This is a genomic window from Sorangium sp. So ce145 (assembly GCF_051525985.1).
Classification (GTDB): Bacteria; Myxococcota_A; Polyangia; order Polyangiales; family Polyangiaceae; genus Sorangium; species Sorangium cellulosum_B.
In genome coordinates this window covers 5719181-5743941 of the sequence record NZ_CP150315.1, presented here as the reverse complement: position 1 = coordinate 5743941, position 24761 = coordinate 5719181, and the positions used below count along the sequence as shown (strand labels likewise).

Annotated in this window: 17 protein-coding genes; 8 read left to right on the top strand and 9 right to left on the bottom strand. The window is 70.7% G+C overall.

What is annotated here, in order from left to right; genetic code table 11:
- Positions 1-5: 5 nt before the first annotated feature.
- Genes WMF34_RS21270 through WMF34_RS21250 form a run of 5 tightly spaced genes read right to left on the bottom strand, consistent with a single transcriptional unit; the run spans position 6 to position 10955 of the window.
- Positions 6-2141, bottom strand: a complete 2136-nt coding sequence (locus WMF34_RS21270) for a hypothetical protein (protein WP_437994369.1) — start codon at positions 2139-2141, stop codon at positions 6-8.
- Entirely contained in the window at positions 2141-6073 is a 3933-nt protein-coding gene (locus WMF34_RS21265; protein ID WP_437994368.1) for a DUF6531 domain-containing protein, read from the bottom strand. Before WMF34_RS21265 ends, WMF34_RS21270 begins: the two co-directional genes overlap by 1 nt.
- A complete protein-coding gene (locus WMF34_RS21260) occupies positions 6073-6537 on the bottom strand; it encodes a hypothetical protein (RefSeq protein ID WP_012236743.1) in 465 nt (154 codons plus the stop codon). Before WMF34_RS21260 ends, WMF34_RS21265 begins: the two co-directional genes overlap by 1 nt.
- Before the next feature lie 41 nt (positions 6538-6578).
- The gene (locus WMF34_RS21255) at positions 6579-8747 is read right to left on the bottom strand and encodes a type VI secretion system Vgr family protein (RefSeq protein ID WP_437994367.1); all 2169 of its coding nucleotides are present in this window, start codon (positions 8745-8747) and stop codon (positions 6579-6581) included.
- A gap of 12 nt (positions 8748-8759) precedes the next feature.
- Positions 8760-10955: a type VI secretion system Vgr family protein gene (locus WMF34_RS21250; RefSeq protein WP_437994366.1), complete on the bottom strand. Its 2196-nt coding sequence runs from the start codon at positions 10953-10955 to the stop codon at positions 8760-8762.
- A 77-nt stretch (positions 10956-11032) separates the two neighbouring features.
- Between WMF34_RS21250 and WMF34_RS21245 the strand changes: the two genes are divergently transcribed.
- Positions 11033-12031, top strand: a complete 999-nt coding sequence (locus WMF34_RS21245) for a DUF2169 family type VI secretion system accessory protein (protein ID WP_012236740.1) — start codon at positions 11033-11035, stop codon at positions 12029-12031.
- A 47-nt stretch (positions 12032-12078) separates the two neighbouring features.
- Here WMF34_RS21245 and WMF34_RS21240 read toward each other — a convergent pair whose 3' ends face one another.
- The 3 genes from WMF34_RS21240 to WMF34_RS21230 all read right to left on the bottom strand — a co-directional run bounded on the left by WMF34_RS21240 (position 12079) and on the right by WMF34_RS21230 (position 14193).
- Positions 12079-12723 carry a hypothetical protein gene (locus WMF34_RS21240; protein ID WP_012236739.1) on the bottom strand — a complete coding sequence of 215 codons (645 nt, stop codon included), beginning with the start codon at positions 12721-12723 and terminating at the stop codon, positions 12079-12081.
- Positions 12724-12775: 52 nt separating this feature from the next.
- The gene (locus tag WMF34_RS21235; protein ID WP_044965421.1) at positions 12776-13228 is read right to left on the bottom strand and encodes a hypothetical protein; all 453 of its coding nucleotides are present in this window, start codon (positions 13226-13228) and stop codon (positions 12776-12778) included.
- Between the two features lie 323 nt (positions 13229-13551).
- Positions 13552-14193 (bottom strand): hypothetical protein, encoded by a 642-nt coding sequence (locus WMF34_RS21230; protein ID WP_437994365.1) that lies wholly within the window; start codon positions 14191-14193, stop codon positions 13552-13554.
- Positions 14194-14456: 263 nt separating this feature from the next.
- On the opposite strand from WMF34_RS21230, the gene WMF34_RS21225 reads away from it, so the two are divergent.
- Both WMF34_RS21225 and WMF34_RS21220 read left to right on the top strand, forming a co-directional pair.
- Positions 14457-15533 (top strand): ABC transporter substrate-binding protein, encoded by a 1077-nt coding sequence (locus WMF34_RS21225; protein WP_049876312.1) that lies wholly within the window; start codon positions 14457-14459, stop codon positions 15531-15533.
- A 331-nt stretch (positions 15534-15864) separates the two neighbouring features.
- Positions 15865-18177, top strand: coding sequence for a glycoside hydrolase family 15 protein (locus WMF34_RS21220; protein ID WP_437994364.1), 2313 nt, complete (start codon positions 15865-15867; stop codon positions 18175-18177).
- A 41-nt stretch (positions 18178-18218) separates the two neighbouring features.
- Here WMF34_RS21220 and WMF34_RS21215 read toward each other — a convergent pair whose 3' ends face one another.
- The gene (locus WMF34_RS21215; RefSeq protein ID WP_437994363.1) at positions 18219-19058 is read right to left on the bottom strand and encodes a polysaccharide deacetylase family protein; all 840 of its coding nucleotides are present in this window, start codon (positions 19056-19058) and stop codon (positions 18219-18221) included.
- Between the two features lie 338 nt (positions 19059-19396).
- Between WMF34_RS21215 and WMF34_RS21210 the strand changes: the two genes are divergently transcribed.
- From WMF34_RS21210 to WMF34_RS21190, 5 genes are all read left to right on the top strand, one after another.
- Complete coding sequence (locus tag WMF34_RS21210; protein WP_437994362.1) at positions 19397-20533, top strand: alpha/beta hydrolase family esterase; 1137 nt, start codon at positions 19397-19399, stop codon at positions 20531-20533.
- 410 nt (positions 20534-20943) lie between these two features.
- Positions 20944-21714, top strand: a complete 771-nt coding sequence (locus WMF34_RS21205; RefSeq protein WP_231864972.1) for a response regulator transcription factor — start codon at positions 20944-20946, stop codon at positions 21712-21714.
- A 570-nt stretch (positions 21715-22284) separates the two neighbouring features.
- Positions 22285-22692, top strand: coding sequence for a Kazal-type serine protease inhibitor family protein (locus WMF34_RS21200; RefSeq protein WP_012236731.1), 408 nt, complete (start codon positions 22285-22287; stop codon positions 22690-22692).
- Between the two features lie 107 nt (positions 22693-22799).
- Entirely contained in the window at positions 22800-23246 is a 447-nt protein-coding gene (locus WMF34_RS21195; protein ID WP_437994361.1) for a CotH kinase family protein, read from the top strand.
- 171 nt (positions 23247-23417) lie between these two features.
- Positions 23418-24728, top strand: coding sequence for a serpin family protein (locus WMF34_RS21190; protein WP_437994360.1), 1311 nt, complete (start codon positions 23418-23420; stop codon positions 24726-24728).
- Positions 24729-24761: the final 33 nt, after the last annotated feature.

The window sequence follows — 24761 nt, the reverse complement described above, 5'->3', positions numbered from 1 at the left end:
GACCGTCAGAAGGGGGAAACATCCTTGGTGAGCGCCTCGCGTTGCCGCCACACGCGCTCGTGGGGCTGATCTGCCAGCGCAAGGAAGCCGCCCGAGCGCAGGACGGCACGGAGGTAATCGACGAACGGCATGGATCGGTCGCCCTGGCGGAGGAGCCCGTCGGCGGCCGTCCCCTGGACCTCGACGCTGTAGGTCCAGTCGTTCGGGTTCGTGGGCGCGGCCTTGTGCGCGGGATCGGTGCCTATCTCGAGCTTCTTGATCGGGCGCCGGAGCTCGGGGAGGTGGCGCTCCTCGGCGGCGACCCTGGGCCTCAGGATCTCGAGGGTCGCCGCCGGCCGGAACACGACGATGGGGTCGAATTGCCCGTACCCCGAGAAGAAGAGGGCCTTGTCGTCGTACTTCGCGTCGAACACCTCGGTCAGGTCGACGCTCCCGACCACCTCGTAGAAGGCGCGGAGCGAGAGGGGCAAGGGGCCTCCGAGGAGCTCCTCGATCGCCGCGAGCTCCTTGCCGGCCTTGGCGCTCGGCCCGGGGAAGGCCTTCTTCGCCGAGCCCGCGGCGAAGGCGTACTTTCGCTTCTTGAGCGCCTCGACGATGCGCTCGAGGTTCGTCCGGACCCGGGTCATCATGGAGCGCGCGACGGCGGCGGCCTCGTCCAGCACGGCCCCGTCGCGGACCGAGTCCTCGAGCGCGGCGATCTCGCTCCATACCGCCTCGTGCTCGCCCGCCTCGTAGCGCTCGACCCAGCGCGGCGCGGCCGGCAGGGGGTGGAGGCGCGGCGCGGTGGGCTCGGGGGGCTTGTAGCCGGCGCGCGCGAGCGCCGCGCGCACGGTGGCAGGATCGAACGCGCTCAAGAACTCCCTGGCCACGTAGAACGAAGTCCCGCCGAGCAGGCTTGTGGCGACGTCGAACCACCGCGGGTCGGCTTCCACGCCTGGCTTCGAGGCCATGAGGATGTGCTCCGCGCGAAAGCGGCCCTCGCGCGCCTCGAGCCTGGCCGGATCGAAGTAGTCGGCGAGCGTCCGGGTGGAGCTCCCCGGATCGAGGGCTATCGCCGCGCGCACGGCCACGGGGATGCTCCGGTAGACGGGGGGGCCGACGCGCGTCACCGAGAACAGCGCTGGGATGGAGTCCAGGAGCGCGCGGTAGGACCTCTCCGTGCCGATGTGGAAGAGCGCCTCGAGCGCCTCCTCGCCGAGCAGCCGATCGCAGGCGCGAGCGAGGTAAGAGAGCACCGGGATGGCCGGCTCGTGCCGCGCCGCCCGGAGCTCCCGGATGAGCCATCGGCCCACGCGCTCGTTGCGCTGCACCTCCCCCGGAGACATCGTGGGACCCACGACCCGCTCGAGCGCGGCGAGGGCGGCCTCGGGTGACTGGAGGTCTCTCCGGCCCTGGATCGCGTCGAGGTTCGCGTCGAGCCCCAGCCACCCGCGGCGCACGGCGTCCATGAGCACGTCGAGCGGCATCAGCTTCGCAGCGTCGTTGAGGACACGCCGGGCCTGAGCGGCGGTGTTCTCGGCGGTGTCCGTCTTGCGGAGCTCATGGAGCTGCTCGTCGAGGCGGAGGGCTTCGACCGATCCGGGGGCCGAGCCGTAAACCGACGGCATCGCGGCGGAGAGCACCTGAAGCGCGATCACGTGAAGCCCATCGAGGGGTCCGCGCGGATCCAGCGCGGCGAGGAGCGCGTCCGGCGTGGGGAACGCCTCGGCGAGCGGCCTCGCGGGCCACCGCCACGGAGGTACGCCGTCCGTCGGCTCCCACGCGAACCACCGCGCCGCGCTCGCGACCCCCGGAAGGAGCGCCGCCCGCTTGCCCAGCTCGGCGCGGATCGCTGCCTCGTACGTCGACGCGGCGGGCGCGGCAGCGCAGAGCTCGAGCGCCAGCGGCCAGGCCCGGTCGAGCGCCACGCGGCCGAGCCAGCTCACCGCCCAGGGCGCCAGCGGATCCCGCAGATCGGCGACGCGATCGAGGAGGGCTGCGATCGAGTGGATCCCGATCCCGGAAGCAGGCCAGAGCTTGACGGCTTGGGCCCCGTCAAGGAGCGTGCTCTCGGGCGTCTCGCGCAGGGCTGCGAGGACAACGGCGTGGATCTCCGCGAAGCTGCGCGCCGTCGAGGTGGGCGACATCGGGACCGTGCTCATCAGCGCCAGCCTCCGTCCGGCCGGACCCAGGGTTCTGGGTCCCAGCTGGGATTGATGCGGGTCGTGGTGACGTTGCGACTGGTGATGATGTCGTTGGTGCAGTTGGCGCAATGGGGGATCCCCGCGCCGACCGCCCGCCCGCTCCCGCCCTGAAGGATGACCTGCTCCTCCGCGTGCAGGTAATCCTCGGGGCGATGGTTGCGGCCCGTGCCGGCGCGGAGGGTCTGGCCGCTCTGCCCCCTGTTCCCGCGCGAGTCGACCGAGTAGACGACGTGGCTCGTGCCGATCTGGCTCTGGGCCTGATCCGAGGCGCGCTGCGCCTGGATGCGCTGCCTCCGGTACTGGCGCATGAACTGCACGAAGTCCGCGCGGGTCATGAGGCCGAGCGGATCGACCTCCTCGGTGGGCATCCCGTCGAAGCCGAAGAGGTTCGGCCCCCCGTCGAACCCGAGCGGATCGCGGGAGAGCCACCGGGCGGTCTCGGGGTCGAAATACCGGTGCCGCACGTACGCGAGCCCCGTCTCCTCGTCGACGTAGTGCCCGAGCAAGGAGAACGGCGCGCGGACGCCCGCCGGGCTCTCCTCGGCGAGGACGCGACCCCACAGCGTATGGTCGGCGCGCCACGCGACCTGTCCGCGGCCGCTCACGAGCTCCTTGGGCACGCCCATCGCGTCGGGGACGACCGCGTAGGACTCGCCCTTCTCGATCTGCAGCATGGGCAGGAAGGTCCCTCGCGCGGTCACGATCGATCGCGCGCCGCGCTCGGAGTCGATCTCCGCCGCGAGCTCGTTGTAATCCCAGAGGAAGTCGACCCGGCGTACGTGCGGCGCCTTCGTCGGATCTGCGTCGGGCGTGACGATCGTCTTGCGCACGCGGCGGCCGAACGCGTCGTACTTGAAGAGCACGCGCACCCCCGACGGGAGCTTCACCTCGCGGAGCTGGTTGCGGCAGTCCCAGAGGTACTCCGTGACGCTGCCGTCGGACTCGGTCCTGGTCGTGCGCCGCCGCCGCGCGTCGTAGGTGAAGCGGGCGCGATCGGTCCGCACGAGCACGTTGCCGGGCCGGAGACCCCAGGGCGTCGCCGGATCGCGATCGCCCGCCCACACGACCGACCCGGCGGCGTCGTACGCATAGACCTCGGTCCCGGTAGCCCGGGCGCACGAGAGGATGCGCCCGCGGAGGTCGCGCCGGTAGACCCTGCGGCCGCGATCGGCGTCGAAGCTCTCGAGGAGGCGCGCGTGGGGGCCGTAGACGTAGCGGCGCTCCGCGACGTGGACCGGCGCGCCCCCCGCCGGGTCGAGGAGGGCCGCGCCGATGCGCGCGGGGGCGTCGTTCACGTCGTAGTCGATGCGCACGTCGAGCCCGCTCCGGTGGTAGTACCGGCGGCGCTCCAGGCCGGCCGCGTCCCGCTGCACGGCGATCTTCTCCCCGCCGTGGTCCAGCCCCACGAGGCCGCCGGCGGGGTCATAGAAGTACTTCGTCACCGACCCGTCCGGGAGGGTGCGGCTCGCGACCCGGCCCATCACGTCGTACGTGTAGGTGATCGCGAGGCCGTCCTGCACGACCTTCTCCACGCGATCCAGGTCGTTCCACACGATCTCGGTGACCACGGGGCCCCCGTGCTCGTCGACCGCCGCCCGCAGGATGCGGCCGAGCGCGTCGCGCTCGTACTCGATCCGGAAGTGGGCGTTGTGCTCGGCGATCACGCGCCCGCGCGCGTCGCGCTCGAGGTCGATCCAGGTCCCGTCGTCGTAGTCGATGCGGATGGGCTCGTGCGCGATCGAGTGGGCGTACCGGATCGACTGGCCGTCGAACGAGATCTCCTCGACGAGGCGGTTCGCGCGGTCGTAGCGGTACTCGTAGACCTCGCCCTTCGCGTTGTGGATCTCCCGGAGGCGCTCGAGGATGTCATAGGCCATCTCCCATGTCTCGCCGTCGGGCAGCGTGCGGCGCGCGACGCGCCCGGTGCCGCAGCGCTCGAAGCCGTTGTGGAGCCCCGCGCCGTCCGAGGAGCGGATCACGTTGTCGCCGCCGTCATAGGTGAGCTCGATCAGCGCGCCGTCGCGCATCGCGCGGCGCACCGGCCGGCCGATCGCGTCGTACGTCGTGCGCTCGGCGCGGCCGAGCGCGTCTATCTCGGCCACGACGCGGCCCATCGCGTCGTGCTCGAGGCGCGTCGTGGCGCCGCGCGCGTCGGTCATCGCCGCGAGGTTGTGCTCGGCGTCGTACGCATAGGACACGATCGCGCCCTCCGGGCCGCTCACGCGCGCGAGCCGGCCCCACGCGTCGATGTCGTAGGCGAACGTCACGCCGTCAGGGCCGGTCACGCGAGCGAGGGCGCCGCGGTGGTCCCAGGCGAACGTCGTGACCCGCGGCCCGTCGATCTCCCGCGCGAGCCGGTCTCCGTCGTACTCGAACGTCACCTTCCTGTCGCCAGGCCCGTCGACGCCGACGAGCCGCGCCTCCTCGTCGTAGGAGAACGTCACCACCTCGCCCGCGGGGGTCGTGATCGAGATCAGCAGCTCGTCCGCGTCGTACGCGTAGCGGGTCGTCGACCCCGAGCCGACGCGCTTCTCCGAGACGACGTTGCCCCGCTCGTCGAACTCGTACTCCCACGGATCGGGGTTGCCCGCGACGCTCACCTTCGCCGGCGTCTCGTAGTGGAGCTCGACGTTCTGGAGGCGGTCCGGGCCCGTGCTCCGGACGCACCGCTGGATGTCCGGATCGTAGGTGTAACGGAACACGACGCCGCTCCGGAGCGCCTTCGCCACCAGCCGGTGCTGCGCGTCGTAGCTGTACGTGTCGGTCTCGCCGAGCGCGTTGGTCACGGCCGCGAGCTCGCGGTCCACGTGGTACGCGTAGGCGACAGCCTGCTGGAGCGCGCCGCGCGCGTGGACCTCGGCGCGGGCGATCCGGCCCTCCGGGTCGTGCGCGAACGTGATCTCGCGCCCGGCCGTGTCGGCGATCCGGGCGAGCCGCCCGCCCTCGTAGGAGAGCGCCACGGCGTTGCCGAAGTCGTCGTGGATCCGGGTCAGGACGGCGCGCTCGCCGGGCGAGAGGGGCTCGAAGACGCGCGTCAGCCCCGAGGGCCGGTGCCGGATCTCGTACCGGTCCTGGACGCGCGCGATCCGGAGTCCGCGGCTCTTGTGGAGCGCCGCGCCCCGCCGCGGGACGGGCGGCAGCGGCACGACGCGCCCGTTCTCGTCGTGGAGCAGGAGGCGCTCGCCGTCGCGCTCGATCCACTGGTGGTAGCCGTGGGTCCAGCCGCCGCGGCCGAAGGGCCCCACCTCCGCGCTGCGGCCCGACGCGTAGAAGCGGCGGAGCTCCACGTCGATGGTGCCGGGCGTCATGAGATCGACGGCCTCGTCGATGACCTCGCCGGTCGCGAGCGCCACGGGGTCGCCCGAGGCGCGGATCACGCACGGGTTCTTGGCCGCGTCGTTCCAGGCCGCGACCAGCCCTCCGCCGTCGAGCAGCTTGCTCCGGGACTGGTGGACCGTCTGCTTGTCGGTCGGGATGTTCAGGATCACGTCGGCCCCGGTGACGGCGAGCTTCTTGTCGGCGGCCTTGACGTCGTGGCTGTGCCCGCAGCTGGTGATCCTCGCGATGCCGACCGCGAACTTCGTGACGAGGTCGGCGCCGTTGGGGGGGACGTACTTGAGCGGATCGGCCGGCTTGTTCGCCGGGTTCTCGACGTCCATGCACGCGTCGACCTGCGCGATGCGGTACGTCGTGTACTTGGTCCGCCGGGTGGCCGTGCACGGGATGAGCTTGGCCGTGCGCGCGATGTAGAGGAACGGCGCGGGGGTGAAGGGCGTCCCGGCGGGGCTCGTCGGCGGGTTGATGCCGCTCACCGCGGGCGGGCCGGGGGCCGCGTGGTTCGAGCCTTCGTGGGCGAGCCCGAGGGCGGTCACGGAGATCTTCTTCGGCATCAGGGAAACTCCACGCTCGCGGCCAGGAAGCGCACCAGGCTCCCGACGTCGATGACCAGCCGGTCGCCCTCCATGCGGACGGCGCCGTTCGGCTCGAGCCGGAGCGATGACTCGCCCGCGTCGAGGACGAGCGACTGCGCCGCCTTGAGCCGGATCTTCTTCGCGGAGACGACGAGGTGCCCGTCGCGATCGCGCGCCACGGGCAGCGACGTCTGGAGCGCGCCCAGGATGACCGGCCCGCGCGCGCCGTCGTCGGCCAGGATGACCCGACACCCCGAGCGCAGGCACTCCTTCGCGAGATCGGGATCGACCGCGTCGTCGAGCACGGCCGTCACGAGCTCCCCGCCGAGCGTTCGCACGCGGAAGCGCTCGTCCTGGCGCAGCTCGATCGTGCCGGCGTGGAGCCCCGGCCCCAGCGCCGGCGCGGTCCGACCTTTCCTCGCGATCGTCGTACGTTTCGCCATCTCCCGCTCCTTCGCTCCGCCGCGCGCGGCTCGCCGGCCCGTCAGCCCGGGTACTCCTCGCTGCCATCGTCGGCGCTCTCACCTGACGACTTGTAATCGCCGTCGATCGTGATCGCGCTCGGGGTGATCGTGACGGTCGCGCCGCCGGCCTTCAGCGTGATCTTCGAGCGCGCCTTGATCGTGATCTCCGACGCCTTCATGCTGGCCGAGCCCCCGATCTGGTAGGTGAGCGCCCCGCTGAAGCCCTCCTCGCGATCGCTGCCCGCCGTGGTGGACCGGCTCGCGAGCGTCTCCGAGTAGGCCCCGCGGACCTTCAGGTAGAGCTTCGAGCTCTTGATGCTCTTCGACCCGGCCACGGTCTCGGTCCGGAGCCCCGAGACGCTCGTGTTGTAGCTCGCCCCCGCGACGGTCTTCCACGTCCCACCCACCACGACCGTCTCGGCGCCCTTGACCGAGCGGTTGACGTGCTCGATCGCGGCCTCGACCTTGGCGCCGCCGACGAGCCGGGTGAGCGAGGCCGAGCTCATGCCGTGATCCCCGCCGACGTCGAAGGTGCGCAGGCCGCCGACGATCACGGTCTCGGATCCGGCGTCCACGGTCTTGTTGGAGGTCACGTTGACCGTGCGGTTCGCCCCGACCGTGTACGACTGGGCCCCGCCCACCGTGTTGCCGAGGACCTGCCCCACGATGAGCTTGCGCGAGGCGCCCACGGTCCACGCGTCGTTCGCGGTGATCTTCGAGCTCTTGTCGTTCTCGGTGCGCTCGTTCCAGTCCTTCGACGCCTCGAAGGCCATCGCCTCGTTGCCCGCGGTGTCGTCGAGGCGGATGAGGTTGCGGCTGCCGCCGCCCGGGCTGGTCAAGGTGCCGAAGGCCGACACCACCTTGTTGCCCGGGAGCCCGTCGGGCGGCACGGCCTCGCCGTTGTACAGGCGGCCCAGCACCCAGGGGGCGTCCGCCGAGCCGTGCAGGAAGGCGACCAGGTTCTCCCACCCGACGCGCGGGAAGACGAGCCCTCCCGAGGCCGGCGGCTGCACGACGCGCGCGAGCGCGGAGGCCGTGTCGTCCTCGGGGCGGCGCCGATCCCAGCGGAGCCGCAGCTTCAGCCGGCCGAGGCGCTCGGCGTGGATCTCGGCGCCGGCGGGGCCGGTGATCGTCGCGGTCTCGACGCCGCCGACGCGCGGCTGCGGCGGCGCGGCCGTCCGGTAGCTCGCGTCGGCGCGGAAGGCCCGGAACGTCCCGATGTAGCTCCGGTCGTCGTGGGTGCCGTCCATCGCGTCGTGCACCACCTCGAGCACGACCCACGTGCCCGTCACGTCGCCGCGCCGGTCGTCGACGAGCTCGACCTGGTGGCCCGGGGCGAGGCGCCTCGACGTGGTCTTGCCCTCGAGCACCACGCGGCGCGCGCGCAGCTGGTCGAGCCGGATCGCCGCCACGTCGCCGCCTGCGTCCGGGTCCGCGTAGCCGCCCGGATAGGCGTAGTGCTGGAGCGGTCCGCCCTGGCCTGAGGCCGCCGCGGCGGTCTGGTCGACGAGCGGGGTCTCGCAGTTGTAATCGCGCAGCGTGACCTCGTCGTGCACGCGCGCGACGCGCACGCGCGCCTCGGTGACCGACTCCTCTGTCTCGCCGAAGCCGCCCGGCTCGCGCACGGGCATGGATCCGAGGCCTGGGAGCGGCTCCCAGCCGCCGTCGTGGTCGCACAGCACGACGCGATCGCGCGCGCCCGCGACGATGAACCACGAGATGCCCTCCTCGGCGCACAGGCGGCTCACGAAATCGAGGTCGCTCTCGAAGCACTGCACGCACTGCGCGCGCTTCGGGGCCTCGCGCACGAGCCGCCGCTCGACGGAGATGCCGTGCTCCGACAGGACCTCCTCGACGATGGAGACCGCGTCCTCGTCGACGAAGACCTGATAATCGATGGCGTCCGCGAGCAGGGCGATCTTGGGGACGATCGTCACGCGCAGGCCCTGGGCGACGCTCTCCACCACGTCGACCGAGCCGAGCACGGCGCGCTCGCTCCCGTCCGGCAGCGCCCAGGCGAGCCGCGCGGGCTGCGCGAGCAGGCTCCCGAGCTCCACCGACCCGTCCACCGCCGCGGTCACCTCGAACCGGGAGGGCTCGTGCAGGCGCTCGCGGCCGCGCACGCGCAGCACCGCGAACGTCGCGCCGGCGCCGTCGATCTCGAGAGTATGAGTGCGGGCCAGGGTCATGAGTTACCTCGCTCAGCCGCCGAGCCGGGTGTTCCCGTCGCGCTTGATGCTGCCTTTGATCGAGCTCTTTCCTTTCTTCATCTTGAGCGCCCCGCCGCCGATCTCGATCTCCTTGGTCTTGATCGAGGCCGCCTCGACCGTGATGGTGGGCGCCTCGATGACGAGCGGCCCGCCGGCCTTCACATCGGCGCTCCCGCCGACCTTCACCGAGCCCGCGGCCCTCGAGCTCGTCACGACCTTGCCGCCCGCCTTCTCGGTCGTGGGACCCGCCTTCACCTGCTTGGCCCCGACCACGTTGTCGGAGACGCCCCTCGCGCTGACGAGGCTCTTCGAACCCCCGACCACGTCGGTGCGCGCGGCGAGCGTCGTCTCGGACACGCCGAGGCCGGCGATCACCGTGAGCCCGCCGCCGACGAGCTGCGTGAAGGCGCCGCTCACGCCGGTGTTCGACTGGTTGCACTGGATCCCGTAGAGGGCCCCGATGAGCTCCGAGTAGGCGCCGTCGACGGCGACGGTGCGGTTCGCCGTGACCTTGATGGCCTCCATGCCGCCGATGATCTCGGTGCGCGCCCCGCTGACGGCGATATTGTAGTTGGTGCCGACATTGACTGTCTGGTCCGCGCCCACCGTGAGCGACTGGGAGCCCGTGACCGCGCCGAGGAGGGAGAGGCCGACGTCGTGTGTCTCGTCGACGCCGACGTCGCTCGTCGCCGAGCCCCCCACCGTGACGGTCTGGTCGCGCGAGGCGTGGACGAACATCTCTTGCGCGCCGCCGTCGTCGGCCATGCGGATCTCGTTGGTCGTGCCGTCTCCGGGCGACGTCGCGGACTGGAGCGCGCTCGTCGCCTGGGCGCCGGGGAGCGGGTAGGGCACGACCGCCGTGGCGTTGTACATGCGGCCGAGGACGAACGGCCGATCGGGGGTCCCGTCGACGTAGGCGACCGGGACCTCCCATCCCACGCGCGGCAGCATCATCGAGCCTCCCATGCCGATCTGGAGGCAGCGGACCCAGTAGGACGAGGTGTCGTCCATCACGCCGGACCTGTCCCAGGGGAACCGGATCTTCACGCGGCCGAGGTCGTCGACGTGGATCTCCTCGCCCGACAGCCCGGTCGTGATGGCCGGCTCGAGACCGTTCACCCTGGGCACGCGGCGGGGCAGCGCCGGCCGGAACGGCGCCTCGGCGTGCGGGATGATCAGGGCGCGGTTCGTGTAGGACGCGGGCTCGGCGTCGTTCCTCGACCCGACCACGATCTCGTGCTCGACGCCAGCGACGAGGTAGCGGCCGTTCATCCACGTGTCGGCTGCGCCGTCGAGCTCGAGCAGCCGGCCCGGCTGCACGTTAACGCAGTTGGTGGAGAGGGTCGCCTGTCGTTTGAAGCGCTGGAGCTGCTCGAGGCGCACGCGGGCGCGGGCCCTGGCGGCGTCCTCGGTGAGCACGCTCGCCGGGTACTCGAAGTAGTCGAACGGCCCATCGCCGGCTTCTCCCTCGACGAAGACGTCAGGGGCCCGGACGTCGTACTCCCGCACGTGCGTCTTCGTGGGGGTCAGGACGTCGGTGACGGCGAGCTCGAAGGCGTGCCGCGGCCCGACGTTGCCGCCCGGGTCCGCGTACGTGACAAGGAGGTTCCCGGCGATGCCCTCGTGAGCCCCTTTGTCGTCGGCGAACACGAGCACCGGCGCGTCGTCCTCGGTCACGTCGAACCAGTAGGAGATGCCCTCGTCGGCGAGCAGGCGCTCGATGAAGGCCCACTCGCTCTCGTCGTAGGCGACGCAATAGAGGCGCTTCTCGTAGAGCCCTGACAGCCTCCACACCAGGCGGTCGCCGCCGAGCCCCGCATCCTCGAGGATCTCGGTCACGATCTCCTTCGTGGTCTTGCCGAGGAAGGTCCTGTAGCCGGAGCGGCGCGTGAGGAGCCACGCGGGCGGGCAGAGCTCGAGCGTGTAGATGCAGCCGTCGCGCCCGTCCTCCTCGTGGGTGACCGCGACGACGAGGAGGTCCCACACGCGCGCGCTCCCCTCGGAGAAATCGGCGAGGCGGAGCGCCGTGGACGCGCCGATGACAGCGTCGACGTCGAACGCCTCGGGCACGAGGATCCTCGCCTGCCACCACGGCAGCGCGTTCATGCCCTCCGAGCCCTCGCAGGAGAGGACGCGGGCTGCCTCAGGGAGGGCTTCGCAGTGGATCTCGACGTCGATGATGCTCATGATGGTCTCCGTCGCATCGACGGCTCGGGCACGGAACGCGGCGGTCGGACGGCGGCGCTACGCGGGAGCAATGAACCGTGACCTTCGCGAACAACACGCCGTTTGCCGCGCTCGACATCCCGCTGCTCGACGCGCGCGGCCGGTCGACCGTCGTGGCGGTGATCAAGGTCACCTACACGATCCGGCCGGATCGCCGGCTGGCCTTCGCCGAGGTGCCCCATCCGATCCGGGTCAATGACGAGATGTGGTTCCCGGACCGGGCCGAGAGCAGCATTCGCCTGCCGACCGACGCGTGCGCCGAGAAGCGCGGCACGGACGTGATCGTCGTGGGTGACGCGATATCGCGCAGGCCGGTGACGGCGCTGGACGTCTGCGTGAGGGTGCGGGACGTGGACGTTCCGCTCCGGGTGCATGGCCCGCGGGTGTTTTTCCGGGGGGTCGTGGGCGTCGCGATCGGGCCAGCGGCGCCGTTCGAGCGGCAGCCGATCCTCTACGAGAATGCCTACGGCGGGGTGGCCGACGAGGGGTGGACGGTGGAGCCGAGGAACCGCGCGGGCGTGGGGGTGGCGAAGCAGAAGGCGGACCTCGTCGACAGGCCGGCGCCGCAGATCGAGCACCCGGCGCGGCCTCACCGGGCGGCTGGCGACGCGCACCCGCCGGTCGGCTACGGGGCGATCGCGCTGCACTGGAGCCCGCGGCTCGAGCGATCGGGCACCTTCGACGAGGTGTGGCGGACGACCAGGATGCCTCTCCCGCCGCTCGACTTCGACGTGCGGGCGAACAACGCGGCCCACCCGAGCCTGCTCTTCGAGCAGCCGCTCTCGCCTGGCGACGCGATCGCGATCGGCGGCATGCACGAGGACGGTCCGGTGGCCTTCGAGGTGCCGAGGATACCAATCGTGGTCTGCGCGAAGAGCGACATCTCCGGGCGGGTCGAGGTACGCCCGAGCGTGGATACCGTGGTCGTATTGCCGAACGAACGCGTGGTGGAGATGACGATGCGCGCGGCGTTCGCGCAGGGGCGGGGGCGGGACGTGCTGCGCGAGGTACGGGTGGACGCAGAGGCCAGCGGCTGAGGGCGAGCGCTGTCTGGGGGGCTGCGTTGGCATGGCGTCGTCCTCGCTTACAGGGCGGCGAAGGTGCAACCGTGGAGCATGGTGTTGAGCTCATCGAGGACAGCGGTGAGGTGGCGGGCACGGACCTGCTGGCCGATGTTCATGAGGCTATCCGTATCGCCGAGGTGGGGGTCGCCCGTGTCGTACTCGTCGTCGATAGGTGAGGCGCTTCCCCTGCGGTCGGGCAGGGTATGGCCGAACTCGTGCGGGACGGTGCGGAAGCCCGGCCGTGACACGCCGGCGTCGTTGCCGACGCGGTGCGGGATGAGGTCGAGCGAGTCGAGGTGGATGGCGCGGGCCGCGAAGTCGACGTAGCTCCGGGGCGAAGCGGCGCCGGGCCGGATCTTGGTGACATGGACCGTCCAGTGGCCGGGCCTCGTCACCCACCGGATGTCGAAGTTGACGCGAACGCGTGGAAAGCGCGCGGCGAAGTGATGCGAGCCGCTGGTGACGACCTGGCGGCGATTGCTCCAGCGCCTCCAGATGTGCGCGTCGGCGGTGCGATGAAATGCGCGCCGCTCGCGCAGCGTCCATGCGATGACGCCCGGCTGGACGAGCCACACGTACTGCCAATCTTCCTGGACGAAGACGTCGCCGGTCTCCGTGTTCAGATCGATGACGCCCCATCCCGGGCGCCGAACGACGTGTCCCATCGGACCTGCTCCTACGCCTGAGACCCATTCCTACGCCCGCCGATAGGGGGCGTCAACGCTTCCGGGACGCTTCGTGAGCAAAGAATGCCTGATGGTAGCGGTGGGCGAGCGGGGGATCCTTCGCGAGGCGCTCGGCCCAGCTTCGGCCGAGGCGAATGTACGTGGCGTCGTCGAGGTGGTGCTCGACGAGGGCGGCGATCCCGCGGTGGGCCACGTCCGAGGAGAGCTTGGCCCAGGCCTCGACGGTCATCTCGGGCGGAGAGAGAAGGCGGTCCTGCGTGGCCGCGAAGGCGCGCGAGTAGCGCGCGACGAGGTCTCCCGACCCGTCGAAGGCGAGCAGGCGCGTGAAGTGCGCGGTTATCTCGTCCCAGGCATCGGGCGAAATCCCTCGCTCGGCAATGATGCTGTGGAGCAATCTTGCACCGACGGCAATTTCGGCCGATAGCGTGGCGAAGGTCTCAATGGTGGCGCCATGGGGGGCGTCGGGCATGCCGTCGTTCGGCATGGCTGCAACGCTAGCTCCATCAGCGGGCACAGAGCAATCCAGCGGAGCAGGCTCGGCGATGGGCCGACCGGACCACCGCGATGCGGTCCGCGAAACCTGCGACGTCCCGAACGGAATGAGATGTGGCCAAACGGGGATCACCGACGACGCCGGACTCGGCGATGAATCGCCGTGAAGAGGGGGTGTACCCATCACCACTCGGCACATCGTGCAGGCGCGCCGCCGTCGAGCGGCTGGCCTCCCCCGCGCCGGCTCGGCTGCCACGCCCGGACGCCCTCGTAGCGGGGGCGCGGCTCCTCGCGGGGCGAGCGCGGCTCGTCCGCTCACCGATGGATCGTCGAGTACGGGCAGCGCCGCTGGATCTCTTCCAGATCGCACGCCGCGGGCGACTTGCAGTCGAACGAGGGCGGGCAGCTCGGGTCCTGCTCGCAGCCGCACCCGCACTCGTTGAGGACGTAGGTCAGGCCTCCGGTGCAGGCGAAGTCGATGAGTGCGCACTCCCCCGGGTTGGTGCTTACGTACTGGCGCCACCACTCGCTCGACGGGTCGCAACCGCAATCACGCTCGGTGCAGGCCACGCCCCCGCCGGCGGTGCAGGTGCAGGTGTTGCAGCCGTCGAGGGCAGGGAAGCTGTCGCCCGGCATGTACTCCACGCCTCCATACGTGCAGCCCTCCGGACAAGCCACGTCCGTGCACACGATCTCGCCGCCCGCGTTGCACGTGCAGGTGTTGCAGCCGTCGCCCGGTGGTACCGGCGCCCCCGCCGCGTAACCGATGCCGTCTCGTTCACAGCCGTGACACGCGATCTTGGTACAGCCGACGTTCCCGGAGCCCGAGGGATCGCAGGTGCAGGTGTTGCACCCGTCGGACGCCGGGAACGACGCGCCGGGCAGGTAGTCGAGCCCGCCGTAGGTGCAGCCGCTGGTGCACGCCACCAGGGTGCATGCGACGTTGCCGTCCTCCATGAAGGGCGATCGCGAGCGAGAACACGGGGCCGAAATGAAGCCAGGCAGGTCGAAGGTCTGTCATTGGATTCGCTCCTGTGCCAAGGAGTGCCAGGGCCGCGCGTGGGAGGATCCCGAAAAAGACGCGCGGTTTCGATGCAAGGCGGCGTTCAAGAAAACCCTGTGCCAGGCCCGTCGACGGCCGCGCGCCCTGACGCACGCGCGAGCTCTTCGGCCAGAGGAGCGGCTTGTACTCTAGCGGATATTCGTCTAATATAACGGACATGGCTGCTCCGCATCCCCTCCCTGCTGACCTGCTGCGCGCCGCGTCGCGTGCCGTCCTCCTTTTCGCCCTGCTGGTGTCGTGCGGCGCGGCGGGCTGCTCGCGCGACGGTGCTTCGCGTGCCTCCGCCGCCGGAGCGGAGGGCGAGCTCGAGACGCTCGAGCTCCGCTATCAGGGCAACAACGGCACGGTGTCGCCGATCGAGCTCGCGGAAGATCTCGGGTACCTCGCGCCGATCCGCCTGCATTTCGTCGGCAGCACGGTGAGCGGCCCCCAGAGCGTGCAGGCCGTGGTCACCGGCGACACCGACTTCGGCGGCGCGTTCAACGGTGCCATCATCAAGCTGATCGCGGCCAAGGCGCCCATCATCGCCGTCGCGGGCTACTACGGCGTCGACGAGCAACGCCAGAGCGGCTTCTACGTGCTGAACGACAGCCCGCTGCGCACCGCGCGCGATCTGCTGGACAAGACGATCTCCATGAACACGCTCGGCGCCCACAGCGAGTTCATGGTCAAGGAGTTTCTGTCGCGAGGCCAGCTCACGCCGGAGGAGGCCCGGCGCGTCACGCTGCTCGTCGTTCCCCCGGTGAACGGCGAGCAGCTGCTCCGCGAGAAGCAGGTCGACGTGGCGGCGCTCGGCGACATCTACCGCGATCGCGCGCTCGAGCGCGGCGGAATTCGTTCGCTGTTCTCGGACTATGAGCTCTACGGCAAGTTCACCGCGGGCAGCTACGTGATGAAGACGAGCTTCATCAAGGAAAACCCCAAGACCGCGCGGCGCTTCGTCGAGGCGACGGCCAAGGCCATCGAGTGGGCCCGGGACACCCCGCGCGAGACGGTGGTGGCGCGCTGCATCGCGCTGATGAAGAAGCGCGGTCGGAACGAGGAGGACTCGGCCATCAAGTTCTGGCGCAGCTACGGCGTTGCCGGCAAGGGCGGCCTGATCGCGGAGCGCGATTTCCAGGTCTGGATCGACTGGATGGTCAAGAGCGGCGAGCTCAAGCCGGGTGAGATCGCCCTGAGCCGCGTCTACACGAACGAGCTCAACCCGTACGCGAACGACCAGGCCGCGAAGTAGTCGGGTCGGTCGCGCCCCCCGGGATGTGTCAGGGCAGCGTGCGGGGCTTCCGTCCGAGCCGATGATGGTGCTGTTGCAGGTGTAGCGCGGGTCGCCCTTGGTCGAATAGATGATGCGCACGATGCCTTACGGAATACGCGCTGTCCCCAGGGGAACCTCGGTGCTCACGCCGGTGCGCGCAGGAGCCGCACACCGCGCGGCGCCTGGCCGATCACCCCAGCGGAGGAGCGTCGGCCATGCCTCGAGGGCCGTGGGTTGGGCGTCCATGGACCGGGCGTTGCACACTTCCAGACCGACGCGCTGCGCGCTCCTCGCTGGTCGGAGCCGGTCCATGCGAAATCTCGGAAGAACGCTGCTGGTCGCGGCCCTTGGCGGCCCGCTCCCGCTCGCCGGCGTGGCCAGCGCCGCGACGCCCACCGGCGCGGCGCCTGGATCCTCGTCCGCGGGGAGCTGGTCTCAAGGCTCCAAGGATCTCTTCGGCGCCGCATACGAGAGCTACGACGAGGATCTGAAGTACTCGGCGCGCTCCGACACGGCCCCGATCAGCAACGTATGGTTCACCGGAGCGAGCGGCATCCTGACCGAGGTGTTCTGGCCGACGAACGATACCGCGCAGACGCGGGACAGCCAGCTGCTCGTCACGGCGGCCGGCAGAGGCCTCTTCGAGGAGCGGCGAGACGCGCGGCAGAGCGTCCGCTGGATCGAGCGCGGCGTGCCGGCTTTCCGGGTGATCACGGAAGATCCGGGCGGCAGGTTCAGGATCGAGAAGATCGTCTTCGCCGATCCCGATCGCGACGTGGTCCTGCAGCGGCTGAAGATCACCCGGAAAGTCCGGGGGCTCAGGTTCTTCGTCCTTCACAACCCCAGCGTGGGGAACACGCCGCTCGGTGACAGCGCGATGGCGAGCACGGGAGGCGCGCCGGGGGCAGGGCTCTTCGCCTGGCAAGGCCCCTTCGCCCAGGCCCTCGTGGCTTCCGTCCGCTGGCGCGACGCCACAGCCGGCTTCTCGGGCGCCGAGAGCGACGGCTATCGGGACCTGCAGAACCACCGCACGCTGACCACCCACTACCGCGACGCGAGGGACGGGGACGTCGTGCTGACCGGGGAGCTGGATCTCCCGCTCTCGCCCGGGGTCTGTGAGCTCACGCTGGCGCTCGGCTTCGGACGCGACATCGACGAGGCCCACCGCGCCGCCCAGGCGTCGCTCCGCGAGGATCCCGGCGCGCTCCTCGACAGGTACCGCGCCCAGTGGCGCGCCTATCAGGCGTCCCTCCGCCCGCTCGGGAGCGCTTCGCCCGACCTCGCGCGCCTCTACCGGAGCTCCGTGGCGGTGATGAAGTCCCTCGAGGACAGGGCGCACCCTGGGGCCTTCATCGCGTCGCCGTCCGTGCCCTGGGGCGACGTCAGGCTCGACCGGGCGAGCGCGCTCTCGCCGAGGACCTCGGGCAGGATCACGGGCGGTTACCACCTCGTGTGGCCGCGCGATCTCAGCCAGATCGCGCTCGCGCTGCTCGCCGCGGGCGACACGCGCTCGCCCGTGGCCGCGATGCGGTTCACGAAACGGATCCAGCTCTCCGCGTCGGACGGCACCTGGGATTTCGGCCCTCTCCATGTCTCGAAGGACGGTTCATTTTACCAGAACACCTGGTCCGACGGAGAGCCGTACTGGAGGGGCCTGGAGCTCGATCAGGTCGCGCAGCCGATCGACCTCTGTTATCACGTGGTCGAGGAGCGGCTCGTCGCGGCGGATGCGTGCTGGGATCTCGCGCGCCGCGCCGCCGACTTCCTCGTCGCCTTCGGCCCCTGGACCCCGCTCGATCGATGGGAGGAGGTCTCGGGCGTCTCGCCGTCGACCCTGGCCTTCGTCTGCGCCGCGCTCGCCCATGCCGCGGAGATCGCGGGCGCGATGGGTGACCCCGCGCGCGAGGCCCGGTACAGAGAGACGGCCGAGCGCTGGGCCCGGCAGGTCGACGGCTGGACGTTCACCACCCAGGGGGGCACCGCCAACGGGCGGTATTTCGTGCGCGTCGACGGGACCGGCAGCCCGGACGCCCCGAGGGACCCGAACGACGAGCGACGCTACGTCTTGCGTGGCCGCTCCTGGCTGGAGCGCGACATCGTCGATTGCGGCTTCCTCAGGCTCGTCGTCCTCGGGGTGCGCCCGGCGCTCTCGGCGAACATCGCCGATTCGCTGGCGGCCTGCGACGCCGCGCTGCGCGTCGAGGTCCCTGGGGTCGGCCCCGGGTTCTATCGCTATGTCGGCGACGGGTATGGCTTCGACCCGCGCACGGGCGAGCGGACGAGAGGGATGGTGTGGCCGCTGCTCACAGGCGAGAGAGCCGAGTACGAGCTCGCGATGGCGCTCGCGAAGTCCAGCTCGCCGGCGGCGGCGCGCAAGAGGATGCGCCCCTACCTCGACGCGATGGGGCGCTTCGCGACCGCGTCCCAGATGTTGCCGGAGCAGGTCTTCGATCGCGGGTCCCGCGCCGGCCAGCCGACCGGCGCGGCTGCGCCGCTCGGGTGGGCGCACGCGGAGTTCGTCCTGGCCCTGCGCGAGCACGACGACGCGATGCTCTTCCGCCTGCCGATGAGCCGCGCCGGAGGCGCCACCCGACGGGACGCGCGCGGCTCCTCCGCTCCGTGACGGATCGGCATCCGGGGCGCCTCCTCCACGCCACAGGCAGCCTAGCGAGGCACCTCGCCGCGGATCACCTGTCGCACGGTCAGGACGACGACGCGGCCCGCGTCGCGCTCCTCCGCGAGCCAGCCCACGAGGGTGGAGAAGTCCTGTCTGGAGATGCTGTACTTGCCGCAGGCGTCACAGACATGGTGGAAGATGAGCTGTAGCCATCCGCCGTCCTGCTGCGCGCCGCGGATGAGAGCCTTGATCGCGGGGACGCCCTGGCTGCGGCTGAGGGAGCCGGGCGCGCGGGTGGCCGTCGGGTCGCGGGGAGGGATGGACTCCGTCCGCGGGCACAAGATGCATGAGGCGAACGCGAGCCCGCCCGCGCGCCTTCCGCTGTCGTAACCGCAGGAGCGCACCAGCTCGACGCTGACGCTGTCGTGGGCGCCCCAGGGGTAGGCGAAGTCGCTCACGGCGAAGCCCAGCGCGAGGAGGGCGCGGCGATCATCGCAGATCTGCCGGCGCTGCTCGCTGACCCTGAGCCCGGGCAGCCGCACGTGATTGATGGTGTGGCCGCCGATCTCATGGCCGTCGGACGCGAGCGCGCGGAGCTCTGCGACCGTCAGGTAGCCGGGGCGGTCGAGTACGCCGCTGTTCACGAAGAACGTGGCATGCATCCCGTGCTCGGCGAGGATGGAGCGCACGGAGAGCTGATCCGCCAGCGTGTCGTCGAATTCGATGGACACGACGAGGGCGCCCGGGTCACGCCGCGTCAGGTGGACCGGGGAGAGGAGGACGGCGGCGAGGCACGCCACGATGAACGCGAGCACCGCCTGCTGTCGGCGCGTCGCGGGGCGCCGCGCACAGCCCCTCTCCGTGGGCACGATCTCCACGGAACACATCGCCGTATCATCGACCGTGCCCGGGCCTCCGGCGCCCTTCCGGGAAGACCAGCGCGCTCTGCGCCTTCCTGGAACGCCTGGAGATGCTCCCGGGACGGCGAGCGGCTGCGGCGCCGAGGCATAGGCCAGTATGCCCATGCCTCGAGCCAGCGACCTCGGATATGACAGCCACGTGCATCGGGTGATGTGACGACGGACGGCGAGCCGGGAGGACGAGGGCGGCGCTGTCCCGCGCTTCCGAGGACATGGCCCGAGCACCGGATGGCGGTCTTGAACCCACCGGACAGAGGTGCTGACCAATGATGTACGGACGAACGAGTTTACCGAAGCTGATTCTGGTGTTGGGAGCGCTCGGCATCTCCCTCTGGGGCTGCGGTGGCGACAGCGATGGGACCACCAGCGCCGGCGGCGACGGCGGCGGCCCCGCCGCCGGCGCCAGCACGAGCGGCACCTCGGGCAACGGCAGCGGGAGCGCGTCGGCGAGCACGACGGGCTCGGCCAGCGGCACCAGCACCAGCACCGGCAGCGATGGCGCCAGCACGAGCGGCGCGGGTGGCGACGCCAGCACGAGCGGCGCGGGTGGCGACGCCAGCACGAGCGGCGCGGGTGGCGGCGCCAGCACGAGCGGCACGGGTGGCGGCGCCAGCACGAGCGGCGCTGGTGGCGGCGAGCCCATCACCTGCCCGTCGCCCGCGCTGAGGGCCGGCGACACGAACAAGACGATCTCGGTCGGCGGCTCGAACCGCAGCTATGTCTTGCATGTCCCCGCCGCGTACGACGGCAGCAAGCCGGTGCCTCTCGTGGTGGACCTCCACCCCCTCGGCGGCTCTGGCCCGTCGGAGCGATCGGGCTCGCCGTATCCGGCGCAGACCGACCCGGAGGGGGTCATCATGGCCTTCCCGTCAGGGCTGTCCGGCCCGTCCGGCGGCGCCTGGAACGTGGGGCCCTGCTGCGTGAAGAACACCGACGACGTGGCCTTCGTCAAGGCGATGGTGGCCGAGATCCAGCAGACCGCCTGCATCGACCCCAAGCGCATCTACGCGGTCGGCTTCTCGATGGGAGGTGGAATGTCCCACTACCTCGCTTGCCACGCGGCCGATACGTTCGCCGCCGTGGCGCCCGCCGCCTTCGATCTCCTGCAGGAGAACATCGGCGATTGCAAACCATCGCGCCCCATCACCGTGATCTCGTTCCGCAGCACCGGGGATCCGATCGTGCCTTACGCCGGTGGATACTCCGCGGTGGTGAGCGGCATGCCCATCACGTTCCTCGGGGCGAAATCGACCCTCGAGAAGTGGGGCCAGATCAACAAGTGCACGGGCTCGCCATCGGCCGAAGACAGCAAGGGCTGCTCGACCTTCTCGAACTGCGAGGGCGGCGTCGAAGTGGCCCTCTGCACGAAGCAGGGAGGGGGTCACGACTACGGCAACGCCGCGGTCGGCTGGCCTGTCCTGAAGCGGCACACCCTGCCGTAGCCGCCTCCTGACGCGCGCGCCGCGTGCTCGACGCGGCGCGTCCGCCCATTCCCGTGCACCGCGTCCCTCGATCGTCGCCGTCCTACCCACACCCGCCTCCACGTTCGAGCGACTCCGCTGACATCGAGATACGACCCGCCGTGGGATGCAATGACGCCACGCATCCACAGCGCGGTCTGTCGGCCTGCAGCGCCATCAGAAGAATCTGCTGCTGGTGCGTGAATACCGCGTGATCGTAGCTGCGGCGTGACACGCGAACTCGCGCGTTGGTGGCCGACGCCTTGATCGTTCGACGTGGCGAGTGATACTTTGGGAGCCTGCCTCCCGAGCGGCTTCGTCGTCCAGCGGGAGGCCTCAACGAGCTTCCCATGAAGGTCAGCGGAACCACAATCCTGACGCGGAAAACCTTGGTGAGCCGGAGATTCGGCTCGGAAGCGTGGCGCGGCCTCTTTCGTGACATGGCGCTGAGCCACCCGTGGTTCAGGCAGCCGATCACGGCCAGCAGCCTGGTTCCGCTGCCCGAGTTCCTCACATTCCACGACGAGCTCGTGCGGCGCTTCTATCCGGACCGCAAGGACGCCCTCTTCGAGCTCGGGGCCGAGTCGGCGCGCTGGGCGCTCGTCGATGGCCCGCTGAAGCGCTTCGTCCGGGATCCGGGGATCTCCTCGCTGGTCACGGCCATTCCCACCCTCTGGCATCGTTACTTTTCGGAGACCGACAGCCGCTCCGAAGCGGCGCTGCGGGACGCCGGCGTCGAATTTCGAGTTCACGACCTCCCGGCCTGGCACCCGTATTTCGAGCACTTCGTGATCGGGTACACGAAGGAGATGCTGGAGCTCTATTGCGCCAACCCGATCTGGACCCATCGCCTCGCCGGGGGGCGCGGGACGACGTACAACTATCTGCTCGCCACCGATCCCGTTCCGAGCGCTCCTCCGAGCGGCGAGCGCGGAAGCGGCGGGTGCGCTGGGCCCGTCCGGTCACGAAGGGCGCTCACGGCGCGCGAGCTGGAGGTGCTGCGGCTCGTCGGGGTCGGCAAGACCAACCGCGAGATCGCCGTCGTCCTTCACATCTCCCAGAAGACCGTGCAGCATCACATCGCTCACGCCTACGACAAGCTCGGCATCTATAGCCGCGCCGGCGCGACGCTGTGGCTGGGCGAGCGGGGGCTCCTGGGCTGAGGGGCGACGCGAGCGCGCGCCGCTGGCCGGCTCGCAGAGCGACGAGCGCGAGCCTCACGGTCGCCTGGCCTACGCGGTCGCCTGGCCTACGCGGTCGCCTGGTATACGGCGGCGTGACGGTCACATCGGCGATGGACGCGCTCTCCGTAAGCACTGGATTGGCTCGTGGCTCGCCTCGCCGTCGGTGATCGTGAGAGGGCCGCGCAGGTCACGCTCCGGGGGCAGGTGGCGCGAGCCCTGGCTCACCTTGCGCAGCTTTGGCCCGATCCGGGCGGCCCCTGACGCCGCAGCCGGGCGTGCACGCCGTGGAAACCGCGCCGCGCGACGTGTGGCCTGACTCCTGCCAAGGAGGCTGTGCCCCCCGCGGCGCTGCGATCGTCGGATCGAGGTCTCATCGCGCGTAGGTCGCGTCGAGTTGACTCTCATGCTCGCCGACCGATCGGCAGGGGGATGACAAGGATCACGCGCCGCGCTCGCGCTCGGCGCAAGGCGCCCTTTCTCTCCAGGGGAGGGGCTCGCGCAGGGTCATCGCTTTGCCGGGAGCGGCGAGGCGACATTGGAGGAAACATCATGAACGTTCAGGCTTGGTTCAAGGGCAGTCGCATGGCATCCGTCGTCTGGCTCGCGCTCGCCATGGCACCGCTCGCCGCGGGCTGTCAGGTGGAGGTGGCCGACGATGCGCCCGAATCGATCGTCTCCGAGTCGAGTGAGGTGAGGGGAGGCGGCGGGCACGAGGGCCTCGTCTGCGGCGGCTTCGCCGGGATCGCGTGCGAGCGCGGCTTCTTCTGTGACTACGACATCAAGGCGCAGTGCGGCGCGGGCGATCAGACGGGCGTCTGCGCGCCCATCCCGGAGGCGTGCACCCAGGTGTACAATCCCGTTTGCGGCTGCGACGGCAGGACGTACAGCAATGCATGCGCCGCGAACGCGGCGGGCGTGTCGGTCGCGTCGCGCGGCAAGTGCGACGCGCCCTCGTGAGCGCGCTCCGCGGGGGGCCTGATGTGCCGCGTCCCCCCGCGGCGTCGAGTCGATAGCTCTCGCCGTCCTCCCGCGTCGATGTCGACCTACCTTGCTCTCCTCGGGGCGTGTACGGCCGGCTGCCGCACAACTACTATCTCTACGCGGACCCGAACAAGGGCGGGCAGTTCACGTGGATCCCCTGGGATCACACCTTCGCGTTCTCGGACGCCGACGCGGGCGTGACCATCGGGATGACGGCGCTGCCCCTCTCGATGGCCGAGGTGACCGAGCAATGGCCGCTCGTCCGCTACCTGCTCGACGATCCGGTCTATCTCGAGGTCTACCGCGGCTACGTGGCGCAGGCCGCCGCCAAGGAGTACGAGGCGGCCGCTTCCGAGGCGTGGTTCAAGGCGGCGCACGACCTGATCGCGCCGTACGTCGTCGGGCCGGAGGGCGAGATCGAGGGGCACACGCACCTCACGACGCCCGAGGACTTCGACAACGGACTCGCCACGCTGATCGCCCACGCCAAGGGACGGACAGCGGAGGTCGCGCTTTACCTCGAGCAGTGAGGGTCGTGTCGTCTCCGCACAGGACGAAAGCGTCCTGTGCCACAGTGGGCCAACCCTGTCCCCGCGATCGCGGGCGCTGCGCCGGTGGGGGTCACCTCCGCGAGAGCGGCCATCTCCGCGGGGGTCGATGAGGCCGGGGCCCTTGGCACAAGCGCTGCTGTGCCGGGGCCCATGCGTTATTGCCAAATTTCTTCAATCCTCATCCCTCTGTCCGTGCTCCTCGCGGGCTGTTCCTCCGGCGGCACCGGGGAGGACCCGGTGCCCTCGCCGTCCGGATGCAGCGATCCGGAGACGCCGGGGTGCGTCCTCACCTCCGAGAAGCAGCGGATCCTCGCCCCGTCGGTGCCCGACGCCGATCGCGAGGCGCTCGCGGACGGCAACACGGCGTTCGCGCTCGACCTCTACGGGAAGCTCGGCGGCGAGCCGGGCAACATGTTCTATTCGCCGCACAGCGTGTCGAGCGCGCTGGCGATGACGTACGCGGGCGCGCGCACGGAGACGGAGGCGGAGATGGCGAGCGCGCTGCGCTTCACGCTGCCCCAGGAGCGGCTGCACCCGGCGTTCAACGCGCTGGATCTGGCGCTCGAGAGCCGCGGCGAGGTCGCCGAGGGGCAGGACGGCGAGGGGTTCCAGCTCAACATCGCCAACGCGCTCTGGGGGCAGGTGGGCTATCCGTTCCTGCCCTCGTTCCTCGACGTGCTCGCGGAGAACTACGGGGCCGGGATGAACCTCCTCGACTTCGGCCAGACGAGCGAGGCCCGGCAGATCATCAACGGGTGGGTGGCAGAGCGCACCGAGGACCGGATCAAGGACCTCCTGCCGGAAGGCTCCATCAGCGGCGGGACCCGGCTCGTGCTGACGAACGCCATCTATTTCAACGCGGCGTGGAAGTTCCCCTTCAAGGAGGAGGACACGGCCCCGGGCGATTTCACGCTGCCGGACGGCTCCACGGTCTCCGTGCCGATGATGGCCGCCACGTCGGAGGTCCGCTACGGCGAGGGCGACGGCTACGCGGCGCTCGAGATGCCCTATGACGGCGACGAGCTCGCGATGGTGCTCGTGCTGCCGTCCGACATCGAGGCGTTCGAGGACGGCCTCGACGGCGCGCGCCTCGACGGCGTCCTCGGGTCGCTGGAGCCGCGGAACGTCACCATCGGGCTGCCGAAGTTCAAGGTGGAGTCGACGTTCGATCTCATCCCGCCGCTCATGGATCTGGGGATGACCGCCGCCTTCGGCGCCGCGGATTTCTCGGGGATCGACGGGCAGCGGAGCCTGTCCATCTCCGCCGTTGTCCACAAGGCGTTCGTCTCCGTGAACGAGGCGGGCACGGAGGCCGCGGCGGCGACCGCAGTGGCCCTCGACGAGAGCGGGCCGCCCGAGCCCGCGGCCATCCGCTTCGATCGCCCGTTCTTCTTCTTCATCCGGGACAACGCGACGAGCGCGATTCTGTTCGTGGGCCGCGTGGCCGACCCGTCGGCGTAGCGCCGCGGGGCCGCGCGTCCGGCGCGCGGGCGC